The sequence below is a fragment of the Kitasatospora sp. NPDC005751 genome, assembly GCF_040630835.1.
GTDB lineage: Bacteria > Actinomycetota > Actinomycetes > Streptomycetales > Streptomycetaceae > Kitasatospora.
The window spans coordinates 39,430-59,869 of sequence record NZ_JBEXYC010000037.1 but is presented as its reverse complement, the minus strand read 5'-3'; the positions used below and the strand labels follow the sequence as shown (position 1 = coordinate 59,869).

24 protein-coding genes and 3 pseudogenes are annotated in these 20,440 nt (G+C 72.1%); 11 read left to right on the top strand and 16 right to left on the bottom strand.

What is annotated here, in order from left to right; all coding sequences use genetic code 11:
- Together ABZ497_RS26285 and ABZ497_RS26280 are read right to left on the bottom strand one after the other, a co-directional pair.
- Positions 1 to 452: FAD-dependent monooxygenase (locus ABZ497_RS26285; RefSeq protein ID WP_359808728.1), on the bottom strand; the 452-nt coding region annotated here is incomplete at its 3' end.
- Positions 449 to 1,063: a PadR family transcriptional regulator gene (locus ABZ497_RS26280; protein ID WP_359808726.1), complete on the bottom strand. Its 615-nt coding sequence runs from the start codon at positions 1,061 to 1,063 to the stop codon at positions 449 to 451. The genes ABZ497_RS26280 and ABZ497_RS26285, both read right to left, overlap by 4 nt.
- A gap of 583 nt (positions 1,064 to 1,646) precedes the next feature.
- Here ABZ497_RS26280 and ABZ497_RS26275 point away from each other — a divergent pair.
- On the top strand, positions 1,647 to 2,321 hold the full coding sequence (locus ABZ497_RS26275; RefSeq protein ID WP_359808725.1) for a recombinase family protein: 675 nt from the start codon (positions 1,647 to 1,649) through the stop codon (positions 2,319 to 2,321).
- A 442-nt stretch (positions 2,322 to 2,763) separates the two neighbouring features.
- Here the strand turns inward: ABZ497_RS26275 and ABZ497_RS26270 are convergent, their stop codons facing one another.
- The 4 genes from ABZ497_RS26270 to ABZ497_RS26255 all read right to left on the bottom strand — a co-directional run bounded on the left by ABZ497_RS26270 (position 2,764) and on the right by ABZ497_RS26255 (position 5,867).
- Entirely contained in the window at positions 2,764 to 2,928 is a 165-nt protein-coding gene (locus tag ABZ497_RS26270; RefSeq protein WP_359808723.1) for a hypothetical protein, read from the bottom strand.
- 539 nt (positions 2,929 to 3,467) lie between these two features.
- The gene (locus ABZ497_RS26265) at positions 3,468 to 3,974 is read right to left on the bottom strand and encodes a VOC family protein (protein ID WP_359808721.1); all 507 of its coding nucleotides are present in this window, start codon (positions 3,972 to 3,974) and stop codon (positions 3,468 to 3,470) included.
- A 205-nt stretch (positions 3,975 to 4,179) separates the two neighbouring features.
- The gene (locus ABZ497_RS26260; RefSeq protein WP_359808719.1) at positions 4,180 to 4,554 is read right to left on the bottom strand and encodes a nuclear transport factor 2 family protein; all 375 of its coding nucleotides are present in this window, start codon (positions 4,552 to 4,554) and stop codon (positions 4,180 to 4,182) included.
- Positions 4,555 to 4,673: 119 nt separating this feature from the next.
- Positions 4,674 to 5,867 (bottom strand): MFS transporter, encoded by a 1,194-nt coding sequence (locus tag ABZ497_RS26255; RefSeq protein ID WP_359808731.1) that lies wholly within the window; start codon positions 5,865 to 5,867, stop codon positions 4,674 to 4,676.
- Between the two features lie 165 nt (positions 5,868 to 6,032).
- On the opposite strand from ABZ497_RS26255, the gene ABZ497_RS26250 reads away from it, so the two are divergent.
- Positions 6,033 to 6,620: a TetR family transcriptional regulator gene (locus ABZ497_RS26250; protein ID WP_359808718.1), complete on the top strand. Its 588-nt coding sequence runs from the start codon at positions 6,033 to 6,035 to the stop codon at positions 6,618 to 6,620.
- 208 nt (positions 6,621 to 6,828) lie between these two features.
- On the opposite strand, the gene ABZ497_RS26245 is transcribed toward ABZ497_RS26250, so the two are convergent.
- The gene (locus tag ABZ497_RS26245; protein ID WP_359808716.1) at positions 6,829 to 8,127 is read right to left on the bottom strand and encodes a serine/threonine-protein kinase; all 1,299 of its coding nucleotides are present in this window, start codon (positions 8,125 to 8,127) and stop codon (positions 6,829 to 6,831) included.
- Positions 8,128 to 8,218: 91 nt separating this feature from the next.
- Between ABZ497_RS26245 and ABZ497_RS26240 the strand changes: the two are divergent.
- Positions 8,219 to 8,858 (top strand): annotated as a pseudogene (locus ABZ497_RS26240) (transposase); the annotation flags it as partial.
- A 34-nt stretch (positions 8,859 to 8,892) separates the two neighbouring features.
- Here the strand turns inward: ABZ497_RS26240 and ABZ497_RS26235 are convergent.
- On the bottom strand, positions 8,893 to 9,876 hold the full coding sequence (locus ABZ497_RS26235; protein ID WP_359808715.1) for an aminoglycoside phosphotransferase family protein: 984 nt from the start codon (positions 9,874 to 9,876) through the stop codon (positions 8,893 to 8,895).
- Between the two features lie 10 nt (positions 9,877 to 9,886).
- Positions 9,887 to 10,030, bottom strand: a complete 144-nt coding sequence (locus ABZ497_RS26230; protein ID WP_359808713.1) for a hypothetical protein — start codon at positions 10,028 to 10,030, stop codon at positions 9,887 to 9,889.
- A 138-nt stretch (positions 10,031 to 10,168) separates the two neighbouring features.
- Here ABZ497_RS26230 and ABZ497_RS26225 point away from each other — a divergent pair, with 138 nt between their 5' ends.
- From ABZ497_RS26225 to ABZ497_RS26215, 3 genes are all read left to right on the top strand, one after another.
- The gene (locus ABZ497_RS26225; RefSeq protein ID WP_359808711.1) at positions 10,169 to 10,291 is read left to right on the top strand and encodes a hypothetical protein; all 123 of its coding nucleotides are present in this window, start codon (positions 10,169 to 10,171) and stop codon (positions 10,289 to 10,291) included.
- A 27-nt stretch (positions 10,292 to 10,318) separates the two neighbouring features.
- On the top strand, positions 10,319 to 10,600 hold the full coding sequence (locus ABZ497_RS26220) for a hypothetical protein (protein ID WP_359808710.1): 282 nt from the start codon (positions 10,319 to 10,321) through the stop codon (positions 10,598 to 10,600).
- Between the two features lie 698 nt (positions 10,601 to 11,298).
- Positions 11,299 to 12,540 (top strand): NAD(P)/FAD-dependent oxidoreductase, encoded by a 1,242-nt coding sequence (locus tag ABZ497_RS26215; RefSeq protein ID WP_359808708.1) that lies wholly within the window; start codon positions 11,299 to 11,301, stop codon positions 12,538 to 12,540.
- A gap of 33 nt (positions 12,541 to 12,573) precedes the next feature.
- Here the strand turns inward: ABZ497_RS26215 and ABZ497_RS26210 are convergent, their stop codons facing one another.
- Positions 12,574 to 12,987 carry a hypothetical protein gene (locus ABZ497_RS26210; protein ID WP_359808706.1) on the bottom strand — a complete coding sequence of 138 codons (414 nt, stop codon included), beginning with the start codon at positions 12,985 to 12,987 and terminating at the stop codon, positions 12,574 to 12,576.
- A gap of 134 nt (positions 12,988 to 13,121) precedes the next feature.
- Here ABZ497_RS26210 and ABZ497_RS26205 point away from each other — a divergent pair, with 134 nt between their 5' ends.
- Together ABZ497_RS26205 and ABZ497_RS26200 are read left to right on the top strand one after the other, a co-directional pair.
- Complete coding sequence (locus ABZ497_RS26205) at positions 13,122 to 13,283, top strand: hypothetical protein (RefSeq protein WP_359808705.1); 162 nt, start codon at positions 13,122 to 13,124, stop codon at positions 13,281 to 13,283.
- A gap of 19 nt (positions 13,284 to 13,302) precedes the next feature.
- Entirely contained in the window at positions 13,303 to 13,887 is a 585-nt protein-coding gene (locus tag ABZ497_RS26200; RefSeq protein WP_359808703.1) for an SMI1/KNR4 family protein, read from the top strand.
- A 68-nt stretch (positions 13,888 to 13,955) separates the two neighbouring features.
- On the opposite strand, the gene ABZ497_RS26195 is transcribed toward ABZ497_RS26200, so the two are convergent.
- The gene (locus ABZ497_RS26195; protein ID WP_359808701.1) at positions 13,956 to 14,144 is read right to left on the bottom strand and encodes a hypothetical protein; all 189 of its coding nucleotides are present in this window, start codon (positions 14,142 to 14,144) and stop codon (positions 13,956 to 13,958) included.
- Positions 14,145 to 14,567, bottom strand: a complete 423-nt coding sequence (locus tag ABZ497_RS26190) for a hypothetical protein (RefSeq protein ID WP_359808700.1) — start codon at positions 14,565 to 14,567, stop codon at positions 14,145 to 14,147.
- A gap of 400 nt (positions 14,568 to 14,967) precedes the next feature.
- On the opposite strand from ABZ497_RS26190, the gene ABZ497_RS26185 reads away from it, so the two are divergent.
- Complete coding sequence (locus tag ABZ497_RS26185) at positions 14,968 to 15,558, top strand: hypothetical protein (RefSeq protein WP_359808698.1); 591 nt, start codon at positions 14,968 to 14,970, stop codon at positions 15,556 to 15,558.
- Positions 15,559 to 16,047: 489 nt separating this feature from the next.
- On the opposite strand, the gene ABZ497_RS26180 is transcribed toward ABZ497_RS26185, so the two are convergent.
- From ABZ497_RS26180 to ABZ497_RS26170, 3 genes and pseudogenes are all read right to left on the bottom strand, one after another.
- Entirely contained in the window at positions 16,048 to 16,230 is a 183-nt protein-coding gene (locus ABZ497_RS26180; RefSeq protein ID WP_359808696.1) for an amidase family protein, read from the bottom strand.
- Between the two features lie 163 nt (positions 16,231 to 16,393).
- Positions 16,394 to 16,552 (bottom strand): annotated as a pseudogene (locus tag ABZ497_RS26175) (amidase family protein); the annotation flags it as partial.
- Positions 16,553 to 16,670: 118 nt separating this feature from the next.
- Positions 16,671 to 17,120: pseudogene (locus tag ABZ497_RS26170) on the bottom strand (amidase family protein); the annotation flags it as partial.
- 739 nt (positions 17,121 to 17,859) lie between these two features.
- Here ABZ497_RS26170 and ABZ497_RS26165 point away from each other — a divergent pair.
- Positions 17,860 to 18,606, top strand: coding sequence for an aminoglycoside phosphotransferase family protein (locus tag ABZ497_RS26165; RefSeq protein WP_359808694.1), 747 nt, complete (start codon positions 17,860 to 17,862; stop codon positions 18,604 to 18,606).
- Between the two features lie 280 nt (positions 18,607 to 18,886).
- On the opposite strand, the gene ABZ497_RS26160 is transcribed toward ABZ497_RS26165, so the two are convergent.
- Positions 18,887 to 19,876, bottom strand: a complete 990-nt coding sequence (locus ABZ497_RS26160; RefSeq protein WP_359808693.1) for a magnesium and cobalt transport protein CorA — start codon at positions 19,874 to 19,876, stop codon at positions 18,887 to 18,889.
- A 167-nt stretch (positions 19,877 to 20,043) separates the two neighbouring features.
- Here ABZ497_RS26160 and ABZ497_RS26155 point away from each other — a divergent pair, with 167 nt between their 5' ends.
- Entirely contained in the window at positions 20,044 to 20,430 is a 387-nt protein-coding gene (locus tag ABZ497_RS26155) for a hypothetical protein (protein ID WP_359808691.1), read from the top strand.
- Positions 20,431 to 20,440: the final 10 nt, after the last annotated feature.

Sequence of the window (20,440 nt, the reverse complement as noted above, 5' to 3'; positions counted from 1 at the left end):
GACACATCCAACTTCGACCCGCCCTTATCGATGGATGCCTGGCCGGCACCGGCCTGCCGCTCACCCCACCGACTCCACCCTGAAAACCTCAGTAATCCCACGGCCCACTCGGCGAGCAGCTCCTCCACGCGGGTCTGGGGGATGCCGAGGGCGTAGGGGTGTTTCGTGCGCATGGCGGCGAGGTCGAGGCGGGAGGGGCCAACGAACATCGTCGTCGGGACGGTCGGTCCCTCGGCGAGGAAGCCGGCGGCAAGGTCCCGGCGGTCGAGCAGCTCCAGGCTCCGGGCGTTGAGGTTGAACCCGCGGCAGAAGCCTGGCGGTTCGGGCTCCCGCTCCAGGACCAGTGCCCGCACCCCCGCGCGCCCCAACTCCCCGCCGAGTGTCAGCCCGGCGGGCCCGGCTCCGGCTATCAGGACGTCGACGACCTCGTCCTTCGATGCGGTGACACTCATCGCCCGTCCCCTTCCGGCCACGTCAGCGTTCCATGCTCGATCTCGTCGGCGGTGTGCTCCACCCAGGCCAGCTCGGCCTGTGCCATGGCGGCGGCGTACTCGGCCTCGATGAGGAACAGGCGCGGCGCGTTGTGCTCCTCGCGGGCCGCGCGGTGGCCCTCGGCGTCCTGCGCGATCCGCTCCCGCAGCGCGGCGGCCCGCTCGCGCAGCGCCTCGGCAGCGCGGACGCGGCCCAGCGCGCCGAGGTACCCGACGGCGGAGAGGAACCGTGGGTACTCGGGTGAGGGCTCTCGGATCAGCTCGTCGAGCCAGTCGGTGAAGCCGTCCTGCCCGGCGGGGGTGTGGCGGTAGACGGTGCGGGCCGGACGGTTGCCGACCTGCTCGGTGCCGTCCGCCTCGATCCACCCGTCCCGGGTGAGCGCGCGGACGGTGTCGTAGAGCGATCCGGTTGTCAGCTTGAACGCGCTGTCCATGCCGCGCTCGCGGAGCGCGCCGGCCATGGCATGGGGGTGCATCGGCTGCTCCAGCAGCAGCCCGAGTACGGCGAGGGCGAGGGCGTTGGCGGGGCGCTTCGGGGGCTTCTGGACGGCGGGGGGTTCACGGGTGGGCATGGAGCTCCAGTGCGTTGACGTGGCAGATACTTGGTATCGATTACTTGGATCCGATCATACGCGCGCGGGGATACCGAGTTCAAGGGCGTGAGTCTTGGGAGCAGGGGCCGCGACGGCGACTGGAACATGGCTCGACGCGGAATGCGCCGAGTTGACCACGTTCTCCGCGGCGGATGTGCGACCCGCTCGCCCGCCTGCAGGCCGCGTAACGGCGCCCGGCAGGCCATGACGCCCTCGGTCCCGCGTCCGCGCAGGGCGCACGCGGGTGTTTCATGAGCGGTCACCTGTGAAACACCCGCCGGCGGCCCGTCCACCTGCGGCGATCACGTTTCATGAGTTGTTTCAAAGGACTGGACGCCTGAAACACCCTCATGAAACAGTCCGGGGTCGTGAGCGACGACTTCAAGCGCGTGGAATCACACGACTGCCCGATGTCAACCTGCGCCGCCCCCGCGGGCTCCCCATGCCGGACCGGCAAGAACAAGGTAGCCATCCAGTACCACACCGCCCGCTTCCGCCTCGTGCCCCAACTCGCCAAGGCCCTCAGCGTGCCGATCCCCGCCGTACGCAAGCCGGGCTCGGCGTGGATGGAGCTGCCACGGCCCTGCGCGCCGGCACTGAACCGGTCGGACACGTCCGCCTCGGCTACACCCGTGCCTCGACCGCCCGGCAGTCCCTATACGCACAACTCGACTCCCTCGCCGAAGCCGGGGTCACCCGGGTCTTCTCGGAGAAGATCTCCACCCGCGCCACCCGGCGCCCCGAGCTGGAGGCCGCCGTGAAGCTCGCCGGGGGGATCCGCTCCTCCGGCGTGGCCGTCACCCTCGTCGTCCACGAGCACAAGCGGCTCGGCCGCGGAATCAAACTCGCCATGCTCGCCGAGGAACTGAAAGCGAGCGACGTCGGCCTGGAGTTCCTCCCCGGAGAGCTCAAGGGCTCGCACGACCCTTCCGGCATCATGTTCACCGGGCTCGCGGCCATGTCCGGCATGGAGCGTGAGTACATCCGCGACCTCACCCTCGAAGGCCACGAGAGCGCACGAAAGCGCGGCAAGATCATCGGCGGCGCCTGGGTCACCGACGACGACATGCTGTCGATGGCCCTCCATCTGCGCGGCCAGGAGATGAGCCTGCGCGACATCGCCAAGCGCCTCGTCATCACCACCGGCGCGAAGAAGGGGCAGCACCCCTCACCCGCCACCGTCATGCGGATGCTGCGCGAACACGATGAACAGGCCGGCATCACGGCGAGCACGTGATCATCCCCTACTTTGCGGCTGCTGTCTGAGCTAGGACGCCGGGGCCGACCGGGGCGCCGCGGGGCAGCGGTCATCAGAGTGATGTCCAAGTCACTTTTCCGAAAGGCAAGTTCTCGAAAGTGCTCGGCCAAGGTGTCGAACGAGAACTCCAATGTCTCGAAGATCTCGGGATCGGGCCGGAAGGTGATCACCGTCCTGCTGTCGTCGGCCGTTCCGGTCCGGACGGGTGTCGCCGCGGTCACGGCCCGCTCGTACCGCAGCACCCAGTGGGCGCCGCCCCGTCGCACCTCGGCGGTCAGGCGGCTCGACAGCGCGTTGACGACGGACAGTCCCACACCCTTGTAGCCGCCGGACAGCGAGTGCCGGTCGGCGGGCTGCACCCCGCGGCCGATCACGGTCAACCGGTCCTCGAGCGTGGGCCCGTCGCGGTGGCCGGCGCACTTCACCGGGAGGCCCACGCCGTCGGCGGCACCCGGACGCTGCCGTCGGCGGTGAGGGTGATCTCGACGCGGCTGGCGGTGCCGGTGAGGTTCTCGTCCAGCGCCCGCTCGGCGGCTTCGAACACCAAGTGGTGAAGACCGCGTTCGCCGACCGATCCGATGTACATCCCGGGCCGCTTCCGTGCAGCGTCAAGGCCCTCCAGGATCACGTCGTGCTGGCGTCGTACGCCTGGGATTCCTCGCTCATGGTGCCCCCTCCGAGGGTGTCCGACAGAGTTTCACCAGCCTAACGGAAATCGCACGAACGGCCAGGTCGGAGCCGCTGTGGCGGGGCCGTGGGCGGAGCTCTGAGGGGCAATCGGGACTGCCTGGCCGCGCAACGGGTCCGCGGAGCCCCGGCAGTGCCGCCGCGGCCCTCCGGGGACCGCCCGCGGCACCGTTTCGGGCGGCTGCGGGGTCACGAATTTCAGCAATCCTCCCCACGGCCCCGGCCTGGCGGCGGACGGCGGGCGAAACGTCCGGCTACGGGACGGATCGGGCGGAGCCGGACAGCCGCAGGCGGCCGGCGCGGGCCTCCGCCACGGCAGACCGGCCTCGGGGCCGCGGCCGGTCTGCCGTGGGAGCTGCGACGACGCCCGCTTCCGCCACGGCGGACGCCTGTTCGTCCGCGGAGACGCGGGACGCGGCGCCGGGCCGACCGGTCCGCCTACTCCGCGGGGATGTCGAAGCCGGCCGCTCGGAGGCTCCGGGCCTCGACGCTGCCGGGGTCCAGCGGTCGGGCGGCGGTCATGACCACGCGGGCGTTCTCCGGCGTGACGACCTCCAGCTCCACCGTGTTCCACGGAGTGCGCCGCGGTCCCGTCGTGCACCCGGGCAGCAGCGCGGCACACGCGTGCGCGATGTCGTCGACCTGGCTCAGTACGCACGCGAAGCTGACGCTCGTCGCGGGGGTTCCGGCGGGGCGATCGCCCGGGACGAGCAGGGCGTCCTGGAACGCCCAGCGTCGGACGTGGGTGAGCTGTCCGGGGATCGTGAACAGGTCGATGAAGCCGAGCCCCCGGGTCCAGAAGTCCACGGACACCGCGAGGTCGGCTGTCGGCACGGTCACGAACATCGGCATCCCGTAGATGCCCCGGTAGATCCCAGGGGGCTGTGCGTCGAGCGCTGGGGCGGGGACGGGGCTGATCTCGAACGCGTTGTAGTGGTCGGTCATGTGGCCATCGTGAAACATGACGTAACGTCAGGGTCAAGCCGGCCTGGAAGCCCCCGCCGCCCGGGTTCGGGACGCGGCGCCGGCCCCGGAGGTTCTCCGATCGCGCGGATCCGGCCGCCGCGCACCGCTCCGTAGGCGTCGGCGGACTTCCGGCGCGGGCCGGGGCGAGGGCGCTCCCGGCCCGCGCCGGTCGGGCTCGCGGGGTTCAGCCGGCCAGCTGGGCCTGGAAGAGGGCGCGGTTGAAGTAGGCCCTGGCGTCCCGGATGAGGCCGGCCTCGTCCAGTTCGTAGATGTTGATGCCGGACCAGTTGACCGGCCTGCCGTCCAGGGTGACGGCGGCCCCCCGCCAGGAGACGGCGACGTGGTTGCCGAGGGTGTGGGCCTCGGTGGGGGTCAGCCCGAGGAAGGGCTGGAAGGCGGGCAGGACGGCGGCGATGAAGTCGCGGATCGCGGCGCGTCCGAGTATCGGCGGGGTGCCGACGGGGTCGTGGAAGACCCCGTCCTCGGCGAACGCCTTCGCCCAGGTGTCGGCATCGCCCTCCTGAGAGGCGCTGAAGAACTGCAGGATGGCGGGAGGCATGGCCGGGAACGTCATGATGGTCCTTCGTGTCGGGTGCTTGACTCGTTGCGTCTGTGTCTGCTTCTGCGCGGCCGGGCGCGGCGGCGGTGGCGGTGCCCGCGCCGGGGTGCGGCGGCCGTTCACCGTGGTGGGCCCGTGGGCGTGGCGACGGGCTCCGCGACGGGCGACTTCCCAGGCCGCTGGCGGCGGTCGGTGAGCCGGGCGGTGAGGGCGAGGGCCGCGGCGAGGGCGATGAGTGCGCACACCCCGGGCCAGTCCAGCAGGGCGTAGGCGCGGATGCCGAGCCAGGAGCCGGCGCTGCCACCGAGGAACGAACACGTCATGTAGGCGGTGTTGAGCCGGCTGCGGGCCTCGGGGCGTAGCGAGAAGATGCGGGCCTGGTTGGCGATCTGGCTGGTCTGCACGGCCAGGTCGAGCAGCAGGAGCCCCAGGGCGACGGCCGCCAGCCCGGCCGCGCCGCCCGCGACACCGGCGGTCAGTGTCAGGGCGGCGGCGAGGATGCCGCCGGTGCACCAGGTGGTCACGCGGTCCGCTCCACGCCGGTCCACCCAGCGGCCGGCGGCCGGGGCGCAGGCCATGCCGGCCGCGCCGATCAACGCCAGAACACCGACGGCCTGGGCATCCATGTTGTAGTGCGGGCCGGTGAGCAGCAGGGCGAGTGCCGTCCAGGCGGCACTGAAGGCGCCGAAGAGGGCGGACTGGTGGACCGCGGAGCGGCGCAGGTGCGGCTCGGTGCGCAGCATTCGCACGCTCTCCGCCAGGAGTGCCGGGTACCGGTCGCGGGTGGCGGGCGCACTCGTGGGCAGGACCAGGCCGAGGGCGAGGGCGAGCAGGCCGGTGAGCACGGCGGCGGCCAGGTACGGGGCGCGCCAGCCGAGGTGTTCGCCGATCACGCCGCCGAAGGTGCGCGCGAGCAGGATTCCGCCGATCAGGCCGCCCTGAAGGGTGCCGATCACCGAGCCGCGCCGGTCCGGGGCGACCAGGCCCGCGGCCATCGGCAGCAGGAGCTGCGGGACGACGGTGGTCAGGCCGACCGCGACGCCGGCGATCATCAGGGGCGCGGCGGCCGGGGCGAGGCCCGCGGCCAGCAGCGCGCAGGCGGTCGCCGCCAGCAGGACGGTGATCAGCGGGCGACGCGGGAGTCGGTCGCCGAGCGGGACGAGGAGGAAGATCCCGGCGGCGTAGCCGAACTGGGTGACCGTTGCCACGCTCGCCGCGGCGGACGGTGTGATGCCCAACCCGCCGGCGATGAGCGGGGTGAGGGCCTGCGGGAAGTAGACGTTCGCCACGCTGACACCGCACGCCAGCGCCATCACCAGTGGCAGTCGCCGCCCGGGCCGCGCGGTGATCGGCGGGACGGGTGGATTGGTTCGGGGCACCGCGACTCCAATCGAACGAACTAGATGGTTCGGAAGCTGGAGTGAGACTCGCAGACCGGTGCCGGATCGTCAAACGAACTGGTTCGTTACTCTCGCTCCATGGCATACGACTCCACGGCGACCAAAGAGCGCATCCTCGCGGCAGCGACCGCCGAGTTCGCCGCCCACGGCGTCGCCGGCGCCCGCGTGGACCGCATCGCCGCCCAGGCCGAGGCCAACAAGCGGGCGATCTACGACTACTTCGGCGACAAGGGCAGACTCTTCGCCGCCGTCCTCGAACGCCTCATGGCCGACCTCGCCGAGGCGGTCCCGCCCGGTGACGAGGAGCTGCCGACCTACGCCGAGCGCCTCTTCGACTACCACCGCGCCCACCCCGAGGCTCTGCGTCTACTGATGTGGGAAGCCCTCGAACTCGGGGACCAGACCGTTCCCGGCGAACAGGCCCGTACCCGGCACTACCAGGACAAGATCGACGCGGCTCGTACCACGGACGGCGACGCCGATCCCCGCACCCGACTGTTCTTCACCCTCGGCCTGGTCGGCTGGAGCCTGGCCATGCCTCAGCTTCGCCGCATGATCCTCGGCGCGGACCACCGTCTTGACGACCTCCGCCCCGCCATCGCACGCGCCGTCCGGGTGCTGCCCACCGACAACCGCCCCAGCCGGCCGAATCCCGGCAGTGCGTAGGACCGGGAGGCGCCTCGGTCGAGGAGCAGGGGAACGCCGGCGGTCGACGACGCGCGGAGGCCGCCCGTCAGGGACCCGCGTTCGACGTCCGGGGCCGCCCGGTCCGCCTTCTCTCCGGCCGAGGTAATGGTGTTCGCGCGGGCAGGTCCGGACGCGTGGGCCGGGTGGTCGGGGCGCCGGCACCTTCGGGCGCCGGCACGGACGGTCGCTACCTGGGCTTCTTCCCGTGGGGGCCGTCGTTCTTCCGGCCCTGCTGCTTCTGCTTGCCCTCGCTCCCGCGGCCGGCGGAGGACCGGGCGGGTGCGGCGGGGGGCGCGGGGGCAGCCGGCTGGGCGACGGGAGCGGCGGTCGGCGCGGAGTCGCGGGCCGGGGGCGGCGTGCTCGGAGCGAGCTCCGTGGCCGCGGGGGTCGTCGCGGGTGCGGGGGCCGTCGAGGGTGCGAGGGCCGTTGAGGGTGCGAGGGCCGTTGAGGGTGCGGGTGCGGTGGGCGGGGGCGCCGAAGGCACCGCGGCGGGGGCCGGGAGCGCCCTCGGCGGGTCGTCGACGAAGGCCGTACTGCCTCCCGCGCCCGCCAGCGTCAGCACGGAGGCCGCCAGCAGGAGGACGGGCCGGGGGGCGGCGACGTGCGGCCTCCTCGAGGGTCGCGGTAGGACCGCGGTCCCGGCCGCGGCCGGTTCCGGCGCGGGCGGCGGTACGGCGAGCAGCCGGGCGCAGGTCGCCGCCGACGGGCGGTGGTCGGGGTCCATGTCGGTCATCCGGCGCAGGACGGCCACCAGGTCCGCGGGCAGGTGGGGCGGGATGGCGGGCGGGCGGTGGAGCCGGGCGGCGGCGGCTTCGATGGGGGCGCCGGTGTACTCGCGGTGCCCGGTCAAGCATTCGATCAGGAGCAGGCCCAGGGCGTATATGTCGGCGGATGCCAGGGCGCCCCGGCCGCGGATCTGCTCCGGGGCCAGATAGGCCGGGGTCCCGACGATCAGCCCGGTGCAGGTGAGTGCTTCGTCGTCGGACGATGCCTGCCGGTCGAGGATCCGGGCGACGCCGAAGTCCGCCAGTCGCGGGCGGCCGGCGGCGTCGACGAGCACGTTGGACGGTTTGACGTCCCGGTGGACCACCCCGTAGGCGTGGACGTGGGCGAGGGTCTGCGCCAGGTCCCGCCCCAGGTGTCGAACATCGGCGGCCGGCAGCGGGCCGGACCGCAGGACCGCTGCCAGGGTGGGGCCTTCCACCAGCTCCAACGCCAGGTAGGGGTGCTCCGCGACGGCGCCGTAGTCGTACACCTCGACCAGGCCGGGATGGCTCAGGCGGGCCAGCATCCGCGCTTCCGTGGCGAAGCGCCGGACGGTGTCGGCCGTCGCGTCCGGGCGGGGGATCTTGAGGGCGACGGCCCGGTTGAGCCGTTCGTCCACGGCCCGCAACACGTCCGCGCCGCCGCCGCGCCCCAGGACCGAGTCCACCCGGTACCGGCCCGCGAACAGTGTCCCGGTGCTCCTGCTGGCCGTCACGGTCATGTCGCTCTCCGATGCTGGATCCTCGCGCCTGCGGGACGCGCCCTCGGTCGCCTACCCGGGGATCCCCGGGGAACACGGGTCGTTTCGGCACCGGTCGCCGGGTCGTATCGCACTGGCCGAGGGCCTGCGCGAGGCCACCGAGTCGTGGGCCGACCTGCTGCGCGACTGCCACCGACGTGGCATGCGCGACCCCGAGCTGGTGGTCGGCGACGGCGCAATGGGGCCATGGAAGGCCCTTCGGGAGGTATTCCCCGCCGTGCGGCATCAGAGGTGCTGGGTTCACAAGGCCCGCAACGTCTCGAACGCCCTGCCGAAGTCCGCGCGGCCGGGCGCGACGAAGGCGATGCAGGAGGTCTACAAGCCCAGGACCACGCCCACGCCCACGCCCACGCCGAGAAGGCGATCGAGGTGATCGCCAAGACCTACGGCACCCAGTGGCCCAAGGCCGTCGCGAAGCTCACCGTCGACGCCGAGGAATTGCCGGCCCTCTACGACTTCCCGGCCGAGCACTGGATCCACCGGCGCACCACGAACCCAACCGAGTCCACGTTCTTCACGGTCAAACTCCGCACCAAGGTCACCCGCGGCGCCGGCAGCCCGGCGGCCGCACTTGCCATGGTCCTCAAGCTCGTCGAGTCAGCTCAGGCCCGCTGGCGCGCGATCACCGGCCCCCACTTGGTGTCCCGGTCCGCGCGGGAGCCCGCTTCGAACGCGGACAACTGGTCGAGCGAGAAGAACGGGCAGCCTGGTGGCCCCCTGGCCGGCTCACGCGTAGAGGTCCAGAAGGGCCTGGATGTAATCCTCCAGCCTGCCGGTCAGCACGATGGGGGTCAGGTCGGTGCGGCCCAGTTCCCGCCAGGGGACGGCGACTTTCTCGGCGTCTGGTGCAAAGGCCAAGGCGTCCAGGAGGCGCCAGTACAGATGTGCGGTGCGATCGTCGGTCAGGGAACCGCCCGCCTCGACGTAGCGGTCGGCGAAGCTCATGCCCGCAGGAACGCCGTGGAGCAGGGCCAGGGCGGTCGAGCAGTGGGCCACATCCAGGTCTGCTGGCCCCCAGGAGGTCTCCACCCAGTCGACGACGCCGCTGATCCGCAGGTCGTCGCCCTCACCGTCGAAGAGGATGTTGCCGGGGTGGAAGTCGCGATGCAAGAAGCAGGGCAGATAGTCAGGAGGTTCGCGGCGGATGACGTCCACGGCGCGCTGCCACAGATCCGGGCGCGCGGTATCCGTGGGCAGGTTCACCTGCTCGGGGCCGGTCCACGCCTGGTAGGCCCGCGGTCGGGTTTCCTCGTTCACCTGCACCTGGTGAATGCGCTGCAGTTGGCGGGCCAGTAGGTCGGCACGCCGGTCCGCCTCCTGGTCGGTCAAGCGAACCGTGCCCGGCAGCAGGGTCATGAGCAAGGAGGGATGGTCGCAGCACTCCGCCGTGGCATCGACGGCCACGAGCTGGGCGGCGGGCACATCCGTGTCGTTCAGCAGCCGCTGGATGTTCGCCTCGCGTGTCAGCAGCCCTTCGGCATGCTGGAGGTAGAAGGGCTTGACGAAGGACCGAAGCACCAGCGAGCGCCGGCCTCCCGGTCCGCAGATGTCCAGACGGCGCATCTGCGACGTCCATCCCCCACGCAAGCGCACGACATCTTCGATGCGCTCCGACGCGAGCAGTCCCTTCTCTACCCAGGATCGCGTCGCGTCCCAGCCCTCACCGTCGAGATCCACACCAAGGCGCTCGGCGCCCTCACCCACATCCATGGGTGGCAGGCTATCGAACACTCAACGACGCGAGGCCGAGCACCCGCTCACGCAGCGCGGCCGCGAACGCGGACACCGTGACGTCCTCGGGCCGCCGGCCGGCGGCCCGGGCGAAGTGCAGCGGCGTCGCGCCGTCGCCAGCCGCCTCGACCACCGAGAGCACCGCGACGGCCGCCGCGCGACCTCCATCCGGTCCAGCGGGGTCCGGGCCCGGCCGGGAGCGGCGAGGTGGCTCTCGACCAGGTCGGGCCCGCGGCCCGGATTGCGACGGTAGCCCCGTACGAGTTCATGGGTGAGCGCTTCGGCGGCCGGGAACTCGCCGCCCGTCCGTCTGCGCATCGCCGAGGCCCCCGTAACCCGCTGGGAGATGGCCCTCGGCGTGGGCGACGACATCGAGCGGACCCGGCCCGGGTAGCGGATCGGGTTCGAGACTGAGACGAACATGGGGAGTTTTGCCGACGCCATGGCCTGGCCGGTGCTGACGGGCCCGCTGCTGGACTTCTGGTGCGGGTTCCAGGGCGGGAACCGGCAGCCCCGACGCACGGAGAGCCTCTTCGACGGCGCGTTCGAGCGCGTGGCCGATGACGAGCACGGGGCCGACCTCGTGACGTTCGCTGCCGAAGGATCCTCGGTGGCCTGGCTGGGGCGCACGCGAACCGGAGCCGTCGCCTCCGTCGCCGTGGCCTCCGGGTACCACCTGTTGGCCCGGGAGCCTTCGTTCTGAGGGCTCACCGACCGGCAGGCCTTCGGCAAAGGCATACGAAGTCCGGTAAGCGGGACACCGGGCGCAGCGCTGAGGCGGCTTCGCGCCTGGTGAGGGTGGGTCTGGTACGGGTGGTTCGGGGCGTTCACGTTGCCGGTGCGGTTTCACCACTGACAAGCCCGACCCGGGTCGATGGCCTGCCGCCCTGGGCGCACCGTTCGGTCGGGACACTTTGTGGACAAGCCCAGACGCTCGTGGACCACTTGAGCCGATCGGTCCGTGCAGCGCGAGGTCGCCGAACGCCTGCCGCACCGCCTTGTCGAAGCCGCACCCGGGTGCAGCAACCGCTGGAGCTGGTCAGCGGTGGCGACCGTGGGGACGCCGAGCGCGCCGAGGACGTCGGCGCGCAGCGCGTTGGTCGAACCGTTCGGGCTGGCGGCGCCGCGCCGGTACGCGGTCCGTCCCGGCCGGGACGGCTCGACGAGCAGCTCCGGGAACCTGGGCGGCCCCGCGGCGGATGCGGGTTCGAGATCGAAGAACGCGTACTTCCGGAGCGGCCGTGACCCGCCGCTCGGGGTCGCCCGGCTACACCGGCTCAGCCAGGCGGTCGCCGAATTGGGGCGACCCGGCCCAGCGCGCTGATCCCGGCCCGGCGGGCCGTCAGGATCTAGGGTCGGTGCCGGACCCCTGACAGCAGGTCACCCGAGAGGCGGCGCGAGATGCCGGCAGACCCCACCCGAGAACACGACGTCCTGGTGATCGGCGCGGGGGTGTCCGGCCTCGCCTGCGCCCTCGACCTGTGCGGGGCCGGCCTCGACGTGCTTCTGGTGGAGCAGGCCGAGGCGGTCGGGGGGCGGGTGCGCACCGACCGGCGCGCCGGCTTCCTGCTGGACCACGGCTTCCAGGTGTTCAACACCTCCTACCCGCAGGTGAAGCGGCGGCTGCGACTGGCGGACCTGCGGCTGCGCCCGTTCACCCCGGGCGTGCTGGTGCAGACCCCGCGCGGCCGGCTCAGGTTCACCGATCCCACCCGGCGCCCCCGGGACGCCGCGGACCTGCTGCCCGGCCGGCTCGGGTCCGCCCGGGACATCGCCGCGCTCGGCCTGCTCGGCGCCCGGGACGCCCTGCTGCCGCCCGCCCTGCTCCGCCGGAGCCGGGACACCTCCACCCGGTCGGCGCTCGCCGCGTCGGGGATCTCCCCCGCGTTGGTGGAGGACTTCCTCCGGCCGTTCCTGTCCGGCGTCTTCCTGGAGGAGGAGCTGGAGACCTCCGCGCGCTACTTCCACCTGGTCTGGCGCAGCATGCTGCGCGGCACCCTCTGCCTGCCGGACGCCGGCATCGGTGCGGTGCCCGCGCAGCTCGCGGCGGGCCTGCCGGCCGGGGTGCTGCGGCTCGGCACGCCGGTGCGGGAGCTGACGGCGGCCGGGGCGGCGCTCGCCGACGGGACCGAACTCCCGGCCCGGGCCGTGGTGGTGGCCACCGGCCCGGGCGCGGCCGCGGCGCTGCTGCCGGGGCTGGCGGTGCCGGCCACCCGTACGGTGACCACGCTGTACCACGCGGCCCCGGTGCCCCCGCTGGCCGAGCCGACCCTGCTGGTGGACTCCGCGCGGCGGGTACTGAACACGGTGGTGCTCAGCGAGGTCGCGCCGGGGTACGCGACGGACGGCCGGGCACTGGTCTCCACCTCGGTACTGGGGGCGGCGGACCACCGGGAGGCCGAGGTGCGGTCCACGCTGGCCGGGCTGTACGGGACGGACACCTCCGGCTGGGAGCACCTCGCCTCGTACACCGTGAGGGAGGCGCTGCCGGCGATGCCGGCGCCGTGGCCACTGATCCGCCCGAGCCGGTTCGGCGCGGGCCGCTACGTGTGCGGGGACCACCGGGCGACCGGCTCGCTGCAGGGGGCGATGGCCTCCGGGACGAGGGCGGCGCGTGAGGTCCTCCAGGACCTGGGCCGCTGAGACTGTCGACCCGTGTGACAGACGGCCAGGCGGTCACCATCCGATACGCCCGCACGTCAGCAGAGGCACGGCACACCGCCAATCGTCCGCCTCCTTGCCGGGCCCCTGACGCATGACGAGCAGCGTCGTGGGGTCGAACCCCTCGTCGGGCTCGCGGACCTCGATCCGCGGCCCGCGCCGCCAGGTGCTCGACCGCATCGGCCGGCAGGCCGAGCGAGGCCAGCACGGTTGGCCTGGCCTGCCCCCACGCCGCTCCGGAGGCATCGGCCCGGGGAGGCTGATGCCCATCATGCCGGCGCAACCGGTGCCAGCCGTTGACGACTGAAGGAACGCCACCACCGCGGAGAAGACACCGACCGGCGTGCCCGGGTCCTCGAGGAACTCCTCGACAGCCGGGGACAGCGAGCGGGTCGCGTTCTCGTCCGGAACGTCGATGAAGTCGCTCACAGGACACCGAAGCGACGCAGGACCGCAGACGCCGAGGTGCCCGGGAGCAGTGCTGGCCCGGGCGGCCGCGTGACCTGAGCACCGGCGTCGAACGGGACATCGTCCAGGCCACCAAGAACGGCAAGCACGTCTCCGTGTCGGTGGAGCCCACCTACCGCAACGCCAACACCGGTGTGGTGGAGTCGCTTGAGTACAATTACTTCATCCTGGAGGACAAGGTCTTCAAGCACTGCGTGATCACCCAGACCCCGACCGGGGGCAGCACCACGGGTACGAGCAACTGCCCCAAGACGTAGGGCGACAGGGAGTCGACAGATGGACGCGCACCTCACCCGGCTGTTCGCGCTCCTCGGCCCGGCCTCAGGGCCGGGAGCGGCAGCCGAGGACTGGCAGCGCCTGGAGGCCGAGCTGGGCGTGACCCTGCCGGCCGACCTCAAGGCCCTCACCGAGCGCTACGCGCCGGTGCGGCTGAACGGCTCCGTCCATCTGTCGAATCCCTCCACCGAGGCCAACGGGCTCGGCCCGTACATCCGCGAGACCGTCGAGGCCTACCGGGACTGCGAGTTCACCGAGGAGAACTTCCCCGGCTTCGCCGAACAGCCCGCCTTCGGTGGCCCCGACGGCCTGATCCCGGTCTCCGGCACGCCGCACGGCGAGCACGTCTTCCTGCACCGGGGCCGGGGCGACGGCGATTGGTCGGTGGTGGTCTACGCGGGCGCCGACGACGAGTTCCACCGCTACCCGATGAGCTTCGCCGAATGGCTCCGCCGCTACCTCGACGGCGAATCCGTGGCTGGCCCGGGCAGCGCCCAGGTCGTCCCCGGCCCGGTCCGGATCGAGGACCTCCCGACCCGCCCCGGCGCCGCCGCCTCCACCGAGCGCCTCGGCCCGCCGCGCTGACGCCCCTCGATGACCTGGACCAAGGACCTCATCAAGACCAGTCGCCGATCACGACCCCGATACCTTCCCTAGTCCCGGCCGTCCGACTTCAACGGCTTGCCCTCCAGGGACGTGGTCGTGAGCGAGACGCGGAGCTCGGTGGTGACGTCGGTGGTGCTGGCCACCGCGCAGATCATCTCCAGCAGCAGGAAGCCCACGCGGTGCTTTCCGTGCACCATGCGGCCGGTGCCGGCGATGCCGCCGACCCCATCGAGCAATCAGTCGTAGATGCCCTGCGCGTCGCCGTCTTGCCACCCTTCGAATGCCGCCGCCTCGATGCCCAGAGCCAGCCTCTCGGCCAGGTACTCGGGGTCGTAGACGCTCTCGAAGTGGATCGTCAGACGCTCGAACTCGTGTTCCGCGCGGAACGCCCAGAGCGCCCACAGCCCGTCGACGCCGTTCGCCCGGGGCGTGGCCTTGAGGAGCCAGTCGTATCGCTCCATGGAGGGCGCGTGGAGATCCAGCCATCGGTCGCGTTCGCGCGGCAGAACCATCCACGGGCCCGGGACCTCTTCGAAGGCCGGCCAGGCCACCTCGGGGCAGTCCCAACGCCCGGTCCAGGCGCGGACCCTCTCCCGGTTGGCGATGAACTTCGCGCGTGCGCCATCCGCTTCCCGCCGCTTCCGCCTGCCCAGGACCATGGGCACCAGCCTTCCCAGATCGCTCCCGGCGCCTCACCTCTGTGCTCATGCGCGACTCAAGCCCGGCGGGTGGGCACTCGACCAGCGTATCGGCACACGGTGTCGTTCGAAAGCCATTGCCACGCAACGGCGTTGGGACATCTTTGCCGCTCCTCGGGTCTCTACGATCAAGGACCGGGCACCGGTGGACACCATCGCGGGCGACAAGGTGTTGGCACCCGGGACCCCGATGGCCAACCGGGTCCGGTTCCGGCCTGATCGACTGGGCCGGCCTCCTGCACTGACGGACAGTCAACACGGCGTTGCGGTAACGGTGTCGTCCCCAGATTGCTAAGGTCCCACGCACGGGGGAATCATTCGCCGACGCGGGGGCGTCGGCGTCGACGAAGGGGGGCCCTTCATGCCCAAGACCGCCAAGAGCGAGCAGGAAGCGAACGAGCTGCTCACCGCGTACTGTCTGGAAATCGACTTCAGCAAGCAGTGGATCGCCGCCGAGAAGTGGGCGACCAGCATCCGGATCGCGATGAATCCCGCCGAGGGGATCGAAAGCGCCAAGAGCACCATCGACTCGGACAAGCGGGACGTGCAGGACGCCGCGGCGCGCACGCAGCGCCAGACAGCGCTCACGCCACACCTGGGCGCGCTTCGAGCCGCGATCCAGGCCGACAACACCGTCAGCCTCGACACCGAGGGGAAGTTGCTCGCGGCCTGCACGGCGCAGTATGTCGGCGGGGGCGGTGTCGACCTCGGCTATCCGACGGGGCTCACGGCCAGCCAGTACGCCGTCCAGCAAGGCCGGTGGAACCACCTGGCCACCCTGGGGGCCGGGGCCCCGTTCATCGGGGGCTTCCACGCCCTGCCGCCGCAGGACAAGGCCGCGGCGGGCAAGGCCAACGTGGGGGCCACGCTGGCGACCCGGAAGTGGCAGGGCAACCTTTTCGTCACCATCGGCGGCGTGACGTTCAACCTGCACCTGGACGTCAAGATGTAGCTGGCGCCTGCTGGACACGACCGTCCCCGTACGTCCCGGCCGGTGTGCCCGCCGGGCACAACTGCTGGTTTCCCGAATTCCGTCGGTGAAGTCATCCAGGCGCGCGTCAGCGGCGAGTCTCGGCTGCTTGCGGGCGACCGGGACGGTCATTCTCCGGCGACACGGGATGCCAGCCACCGCCCCAGCTGGCCGTCCGCCGGCGACCCCAGGCGGGCGACCGCCTGTCGGGCGGTCTCGCGCTGGTCCACGCGGGGCGCCGGCATGCGGGGTTCGGCCAGGTCGCGGCCGGTGAGCGATCGGTGCCGTGGAACCCCCCGACCGTTGTGACCTCGTCGTACTCGTGCGCGCCAGCTGCGGCAGGCAGGCCTCGTCGCTTGTACGCGACGACCAGGAAGGGACCGCCGATCACTGCGAAGGGGTCGTCGGAGCCGTCGCGGTCGGGGGGAAACCGGCTCATGCCGAGGACCCTGGGCACGTACAGGCGGGCGGCTACTCCCGCGGCAGCGTGGGCAGGTACCGGGGGGCCGTGCGGACCCGCGCCTCCTGCTCGAAGGCGTACGCGTAGCCGAGCAGCCGGGCGTCGCTGAAGCGCGTTCCGAGGAAGGAGACCCCGAGCGGCAGCCCCTGGTCGGTGTAGCCGGCCGGCACACTGATCTGGGGGTAGCCGGCCACCACCGAGTCGTCGGTCGAGCTGGTGAACGGGCTCGGGGCGTCGGGCTGGAAGTCGACCGGCGTGGCCGGGAGTGTGGTGGGCGTGACGTTCGCCGGCGTGCCCCTCGCGCCGGACGCCGATCCGCTTGCCCCGCAGCGCCTCCCGGTCCAGCACCGTGCGGTAGTCGGCCGGGAGCGTGCCCTCGGCGGGTGCGGTGTCCGGGTCCGCGGGATCCGCCCCCTGGATCGCCCACAGGGTCAGCGCGGCGTCGGTGACGTTGCGGGCGATGGGCCCGGCGGTGTCCTGCCGGCTGGTGATCGGCACGATGCCGCTGCGGCTCACCAGCCCCAGCGTGGGACGCACTCCCACCGTCGACGTAGTGGCCGGCCGCCGGGTCCACGATCGAGCCGCCCGTGTCGGTGCCGATCGTCACCGCCGCCAGACTCGTCGCGGCGGCCGCCGCCGACCCGCTGGACGAGCCGCTCGCACTGCGGTCGAGCACGTACGGATTACGGGTCTGGCCGCCCACCGCGCCCCAGCCCGCGATGGCCATCGGGGAGCGGAAGTTGGCCCACTCCGTCATGTTCGCCTTGCCCAGGACGACGGCCCCGGCCTCGCGCAGCCGCCGGACCAGCTCCGCGTCCTTGGCGGGCCGCGCCGCGGACAGCGCCGTCGACCCGGCCGTGGTCGGCTGCCGGTCGGCGGTGTCCATGTTCTCCTTGAGCAGCACCGGGATGCCTTCCAGCGGTCCGCGCGACCCGTGGACGCGCCGTGCGCGGTCGCTCGCACGCGCGATGGCAGCCGCATCGGGGTTGACCGTGACCACCGCCCCGAGGCGCGGGTTCAGGTCGCGGATCCGGTCGAGGTAGAGCCCGGTCAGCTGTTCGGCGGTCAGCCGGTGGCGCTCCATCGCCTGCTGCAGGTCGGAGATCGTCATCCGGTCCAGGTCCGTGGTCCGGACCGCGGCCGGACGCCCGGCGGGTTCGGCCCCGGCCCGGGCGACGGTGGGGCGATCAGGCAGATCGAGGTGGCGGCCACCGCGGCGCCTCGTGCCACGGCCTGACGGACGGTCCCATGGTGTGTTCCTCCCGGGAGCATGGCGCGCGGGCGCGGCGACCGGCGGCGTACCGCCGCCGGAGCTGCGCGGCTACGCACCGCACAGTTCTCTTCTCCCGAGAACACTAGGAACCGGCCCTCAGCGCTGACATCCGGTCACCGCCCGGCCTTTGGCGGGGGCGTCTCCCACCGGGCTGCGGGGGAATACCCCACCGGCCCCGCCGGGTGCGGGCGTTCCGGGGACTCCGCGCGCGGTGCCGGACGCGGTGACCACCTTTCGCGCGACGACCGCCGGGGTGGTCGGCCCCGCCTGCGAACGCTGAGGCCCACCGGCTTGCGCGCGGGCTGGCGTGACGGGTCGCTCAGATGTCCGCGACGTGATCGGGCCCGGGCTGCGGCGCGGGAACCGACCTGTCGACCCCTCCCCCGCCGGAGCAGTGCCCAGGACTTGTGGACCATCCGGTTCGAGAACCGCTGCCTGGCCGAGCGCGAGGGGCAGGCCGCTTGACCGACGGTAGGAGCCACCAGCCGGGCTGTGGCTGGGACGCGAAAACCCGGTGAACGTCGCCGGCCGTCCCGGGATACTGGCCGCCATGGATGAGGTCGAGGTCGTGGTCGCGCATTCCGAGCGAGTGACTCTGCGTGTCGGCGATGTGTTCCTGAAGGTGGACGCCGACCAGGCGCGCATCGACGCCGAGGTCGAGGCGATGGCCCTGGCGCCGGTTCCGACTCCGGAGGTCCTATGGTGCAAGCCGCCCGTGCTCGCGATCACCGCGCTCCCGGGGACGACCCTCGGGCGCCTCGGCGGGCCGTCGACCGGGTCGCCGGCGGCGTGGGCCGCAGCGGGCGCCGCGATCCGGAAGCTGCACGACGCGCCGCTGCCACCACGGCCGGGCCGGGCCGGGCGGAGCATCGTCGCGCTGACGGCGGAACTCGACCACGAGTGCGAGTTGCTGGTCGCCAACGGCCTCCTGCCCGCCGACCTGGTCACCCGTAACCGCCACGTCGCGGCGGCCGCGCTCCGGCCCTGGGCTCCGGCGTTCACGCACGGCGACCTGCAGATCGCCCACGTCTTCGTCGACGGCGACCGGGTCACGGGCATCATCGACTGGTCCGAGGCAGGCCGGGGTGATGCCCTGTACGACCTCGCCACCTTCACGCTCGGACACGAGGAGCGCCTCGACGACGTCATCGCCGGCTACGGCACCGACGTCGACCTGGAGGTGATCCGGGCCTGGTCGTCGTTGCGAAGCCTGCTGGCGGTTCGCTGGCTCGTCGAGCACGGCTTCGACCCGTTCACCCCGGGCTGTGAGGTCGACGTGCTGAGATCCCGGATGTGAGACTTCGCGGGCCGCCCCGTCGCAACGACTCGCGCTCGCACGTCATCCCGTCCACAGGCCTTGGCCAGTGCTCCCCGCCAGGAGGGGTGACGCCACCGGTGTCGCCGGGGTCAGCAGGCGCATGCCGCAGCGGCAGGCGCCGGCTCGGTGCTCCGGCCGCTGCTGGTGGAGCGGGCGTCGCCGGTCGGGGTCGCGCTCCTGCCGAGCTCGTTGGCGTCGGCCTTGACGACGCGGTCAGTGGCCCTGATGCCGTGTCGTAGCCGAGGGAGACCCGCACGGGTCAGAGCCATCCGTTGCGGCGGAAGGCGCGGTAGAGGAGACCGGAGGCCAGCGCCATGAGGGCGAGGGCGAGTGGATAGCCGCAACTCCAGCGAAGTTCGGGCATGTGCTCGAAGTTCATCCCGTAGACACCGGCGACCATGGTGGGGATCGCGAAGATCGCCGCCCAGGCCGAGATCCGGCGCATGTCGTCGTTCTGCCAGGTACCCACCCGCGCCTGCTGCGCGTTCAGGACCGAGTTCAGCAGCTCGTCCAACGACTGGACCTCGGTGTCGGTGCGATTGAGGTGGTCCGCCACGTCACGGAAGTACGGGAGCACCTTGGGCGGAAAGCCCTTCTCCTCCTGGCCCGGCCCGCTCAAAAGCCCCTCCAGGACGGGGACGAGGGGCTGTACCGCGTCACGGAACTCCCGCACCTCCCGCTTGAGGGAGTAGATCTGCTCGGTGTGGTCGACGCGGGAGGTGGAGAACACGCAGTCCTCCAGCTTGGTAAGCGCGGCCCGCACCTTGTCCGCGGCGTCGCTGTAGGCGTCCACGACCACGTCGAGGACAGCGTGCAGCACGGACAACGGCCCTATGCGCAGCATGCCCGGGTCGGCTTCCAGCCTGCGGGCGGCTCCAACGGTCGGGTCGGCCGCACCGTGCCGCACGGTGAGTACGTACCGGGGGCCGACAAAGACCATCAGCTCCCCGGTCTCCACCGCCGCATCCGCATCGACGTACCAGAGCGTCTTGAGCGCGACGGCCAGCACGCCGCCGAAACGCTCCGTCTTGGGGCGCTGCCGCGCCTGGACCGCATCCTCGACCGCCAAGGGGTGCAGGCCCAGCTCCTCAGCCAGCTGCATCAGCTCGGCCTCGGTCGGATCCACCAGACGTACCCAGGCGAACTCGCCTTCACCCAGGCCGCGTAGCCGCTTCAGCATGAGCTGGCAGGCTTGGTCCTCCAGGCCGCACTCCACGCCCTCCGACCGGCCCGAGCGTTCCTCGTACATCACACATTCCATCCCACCCACCTGCCTCCACACGCCGATTTCATGCGCCACCGCCCTTGGGGAGACTCTTCCGCGGATGCTGGTGCACGTCCCGCTCGGTTCGTCCACTGCCTCCACCCTCATTCGGTTCTCGGACCTGACCGGCAAGCACGTCGAAAACGACGGCGATGGTGCGCGTCGTGGTGCGCCAGCACCCCGACCTGGAGGGCGGGCCGGTCGAGATCCAGGCGCTGGCGGAAGAGCTGGCCACGATGGAGAAGCTGGCGCTCGACCTGGTGACGATCGAGCTGCACTTCCCCGACGCCGAAGAGCCGGAGACGGTGGTCCTGGAGGCCGAAGCGTTCAACCGGCTTGCCTCGGCCGCTCCGATGGCCGACGTGCTGCGCGGCGCTTCGCCGACTCCGTGGCGGCCGCTCTCGCCACCTTCAGCAGCCTCCTCGTGGCCACGGTCGGCATCGTCATCTGGAAGGCCGCCGGCGGTGCACGCGCCGACCGCCGGGGCCTGCCGTGACCTGCGGCATCGGCGCCTTGCCCCGGCAAGGGCGGGGGCTTGATCTCCGTGAT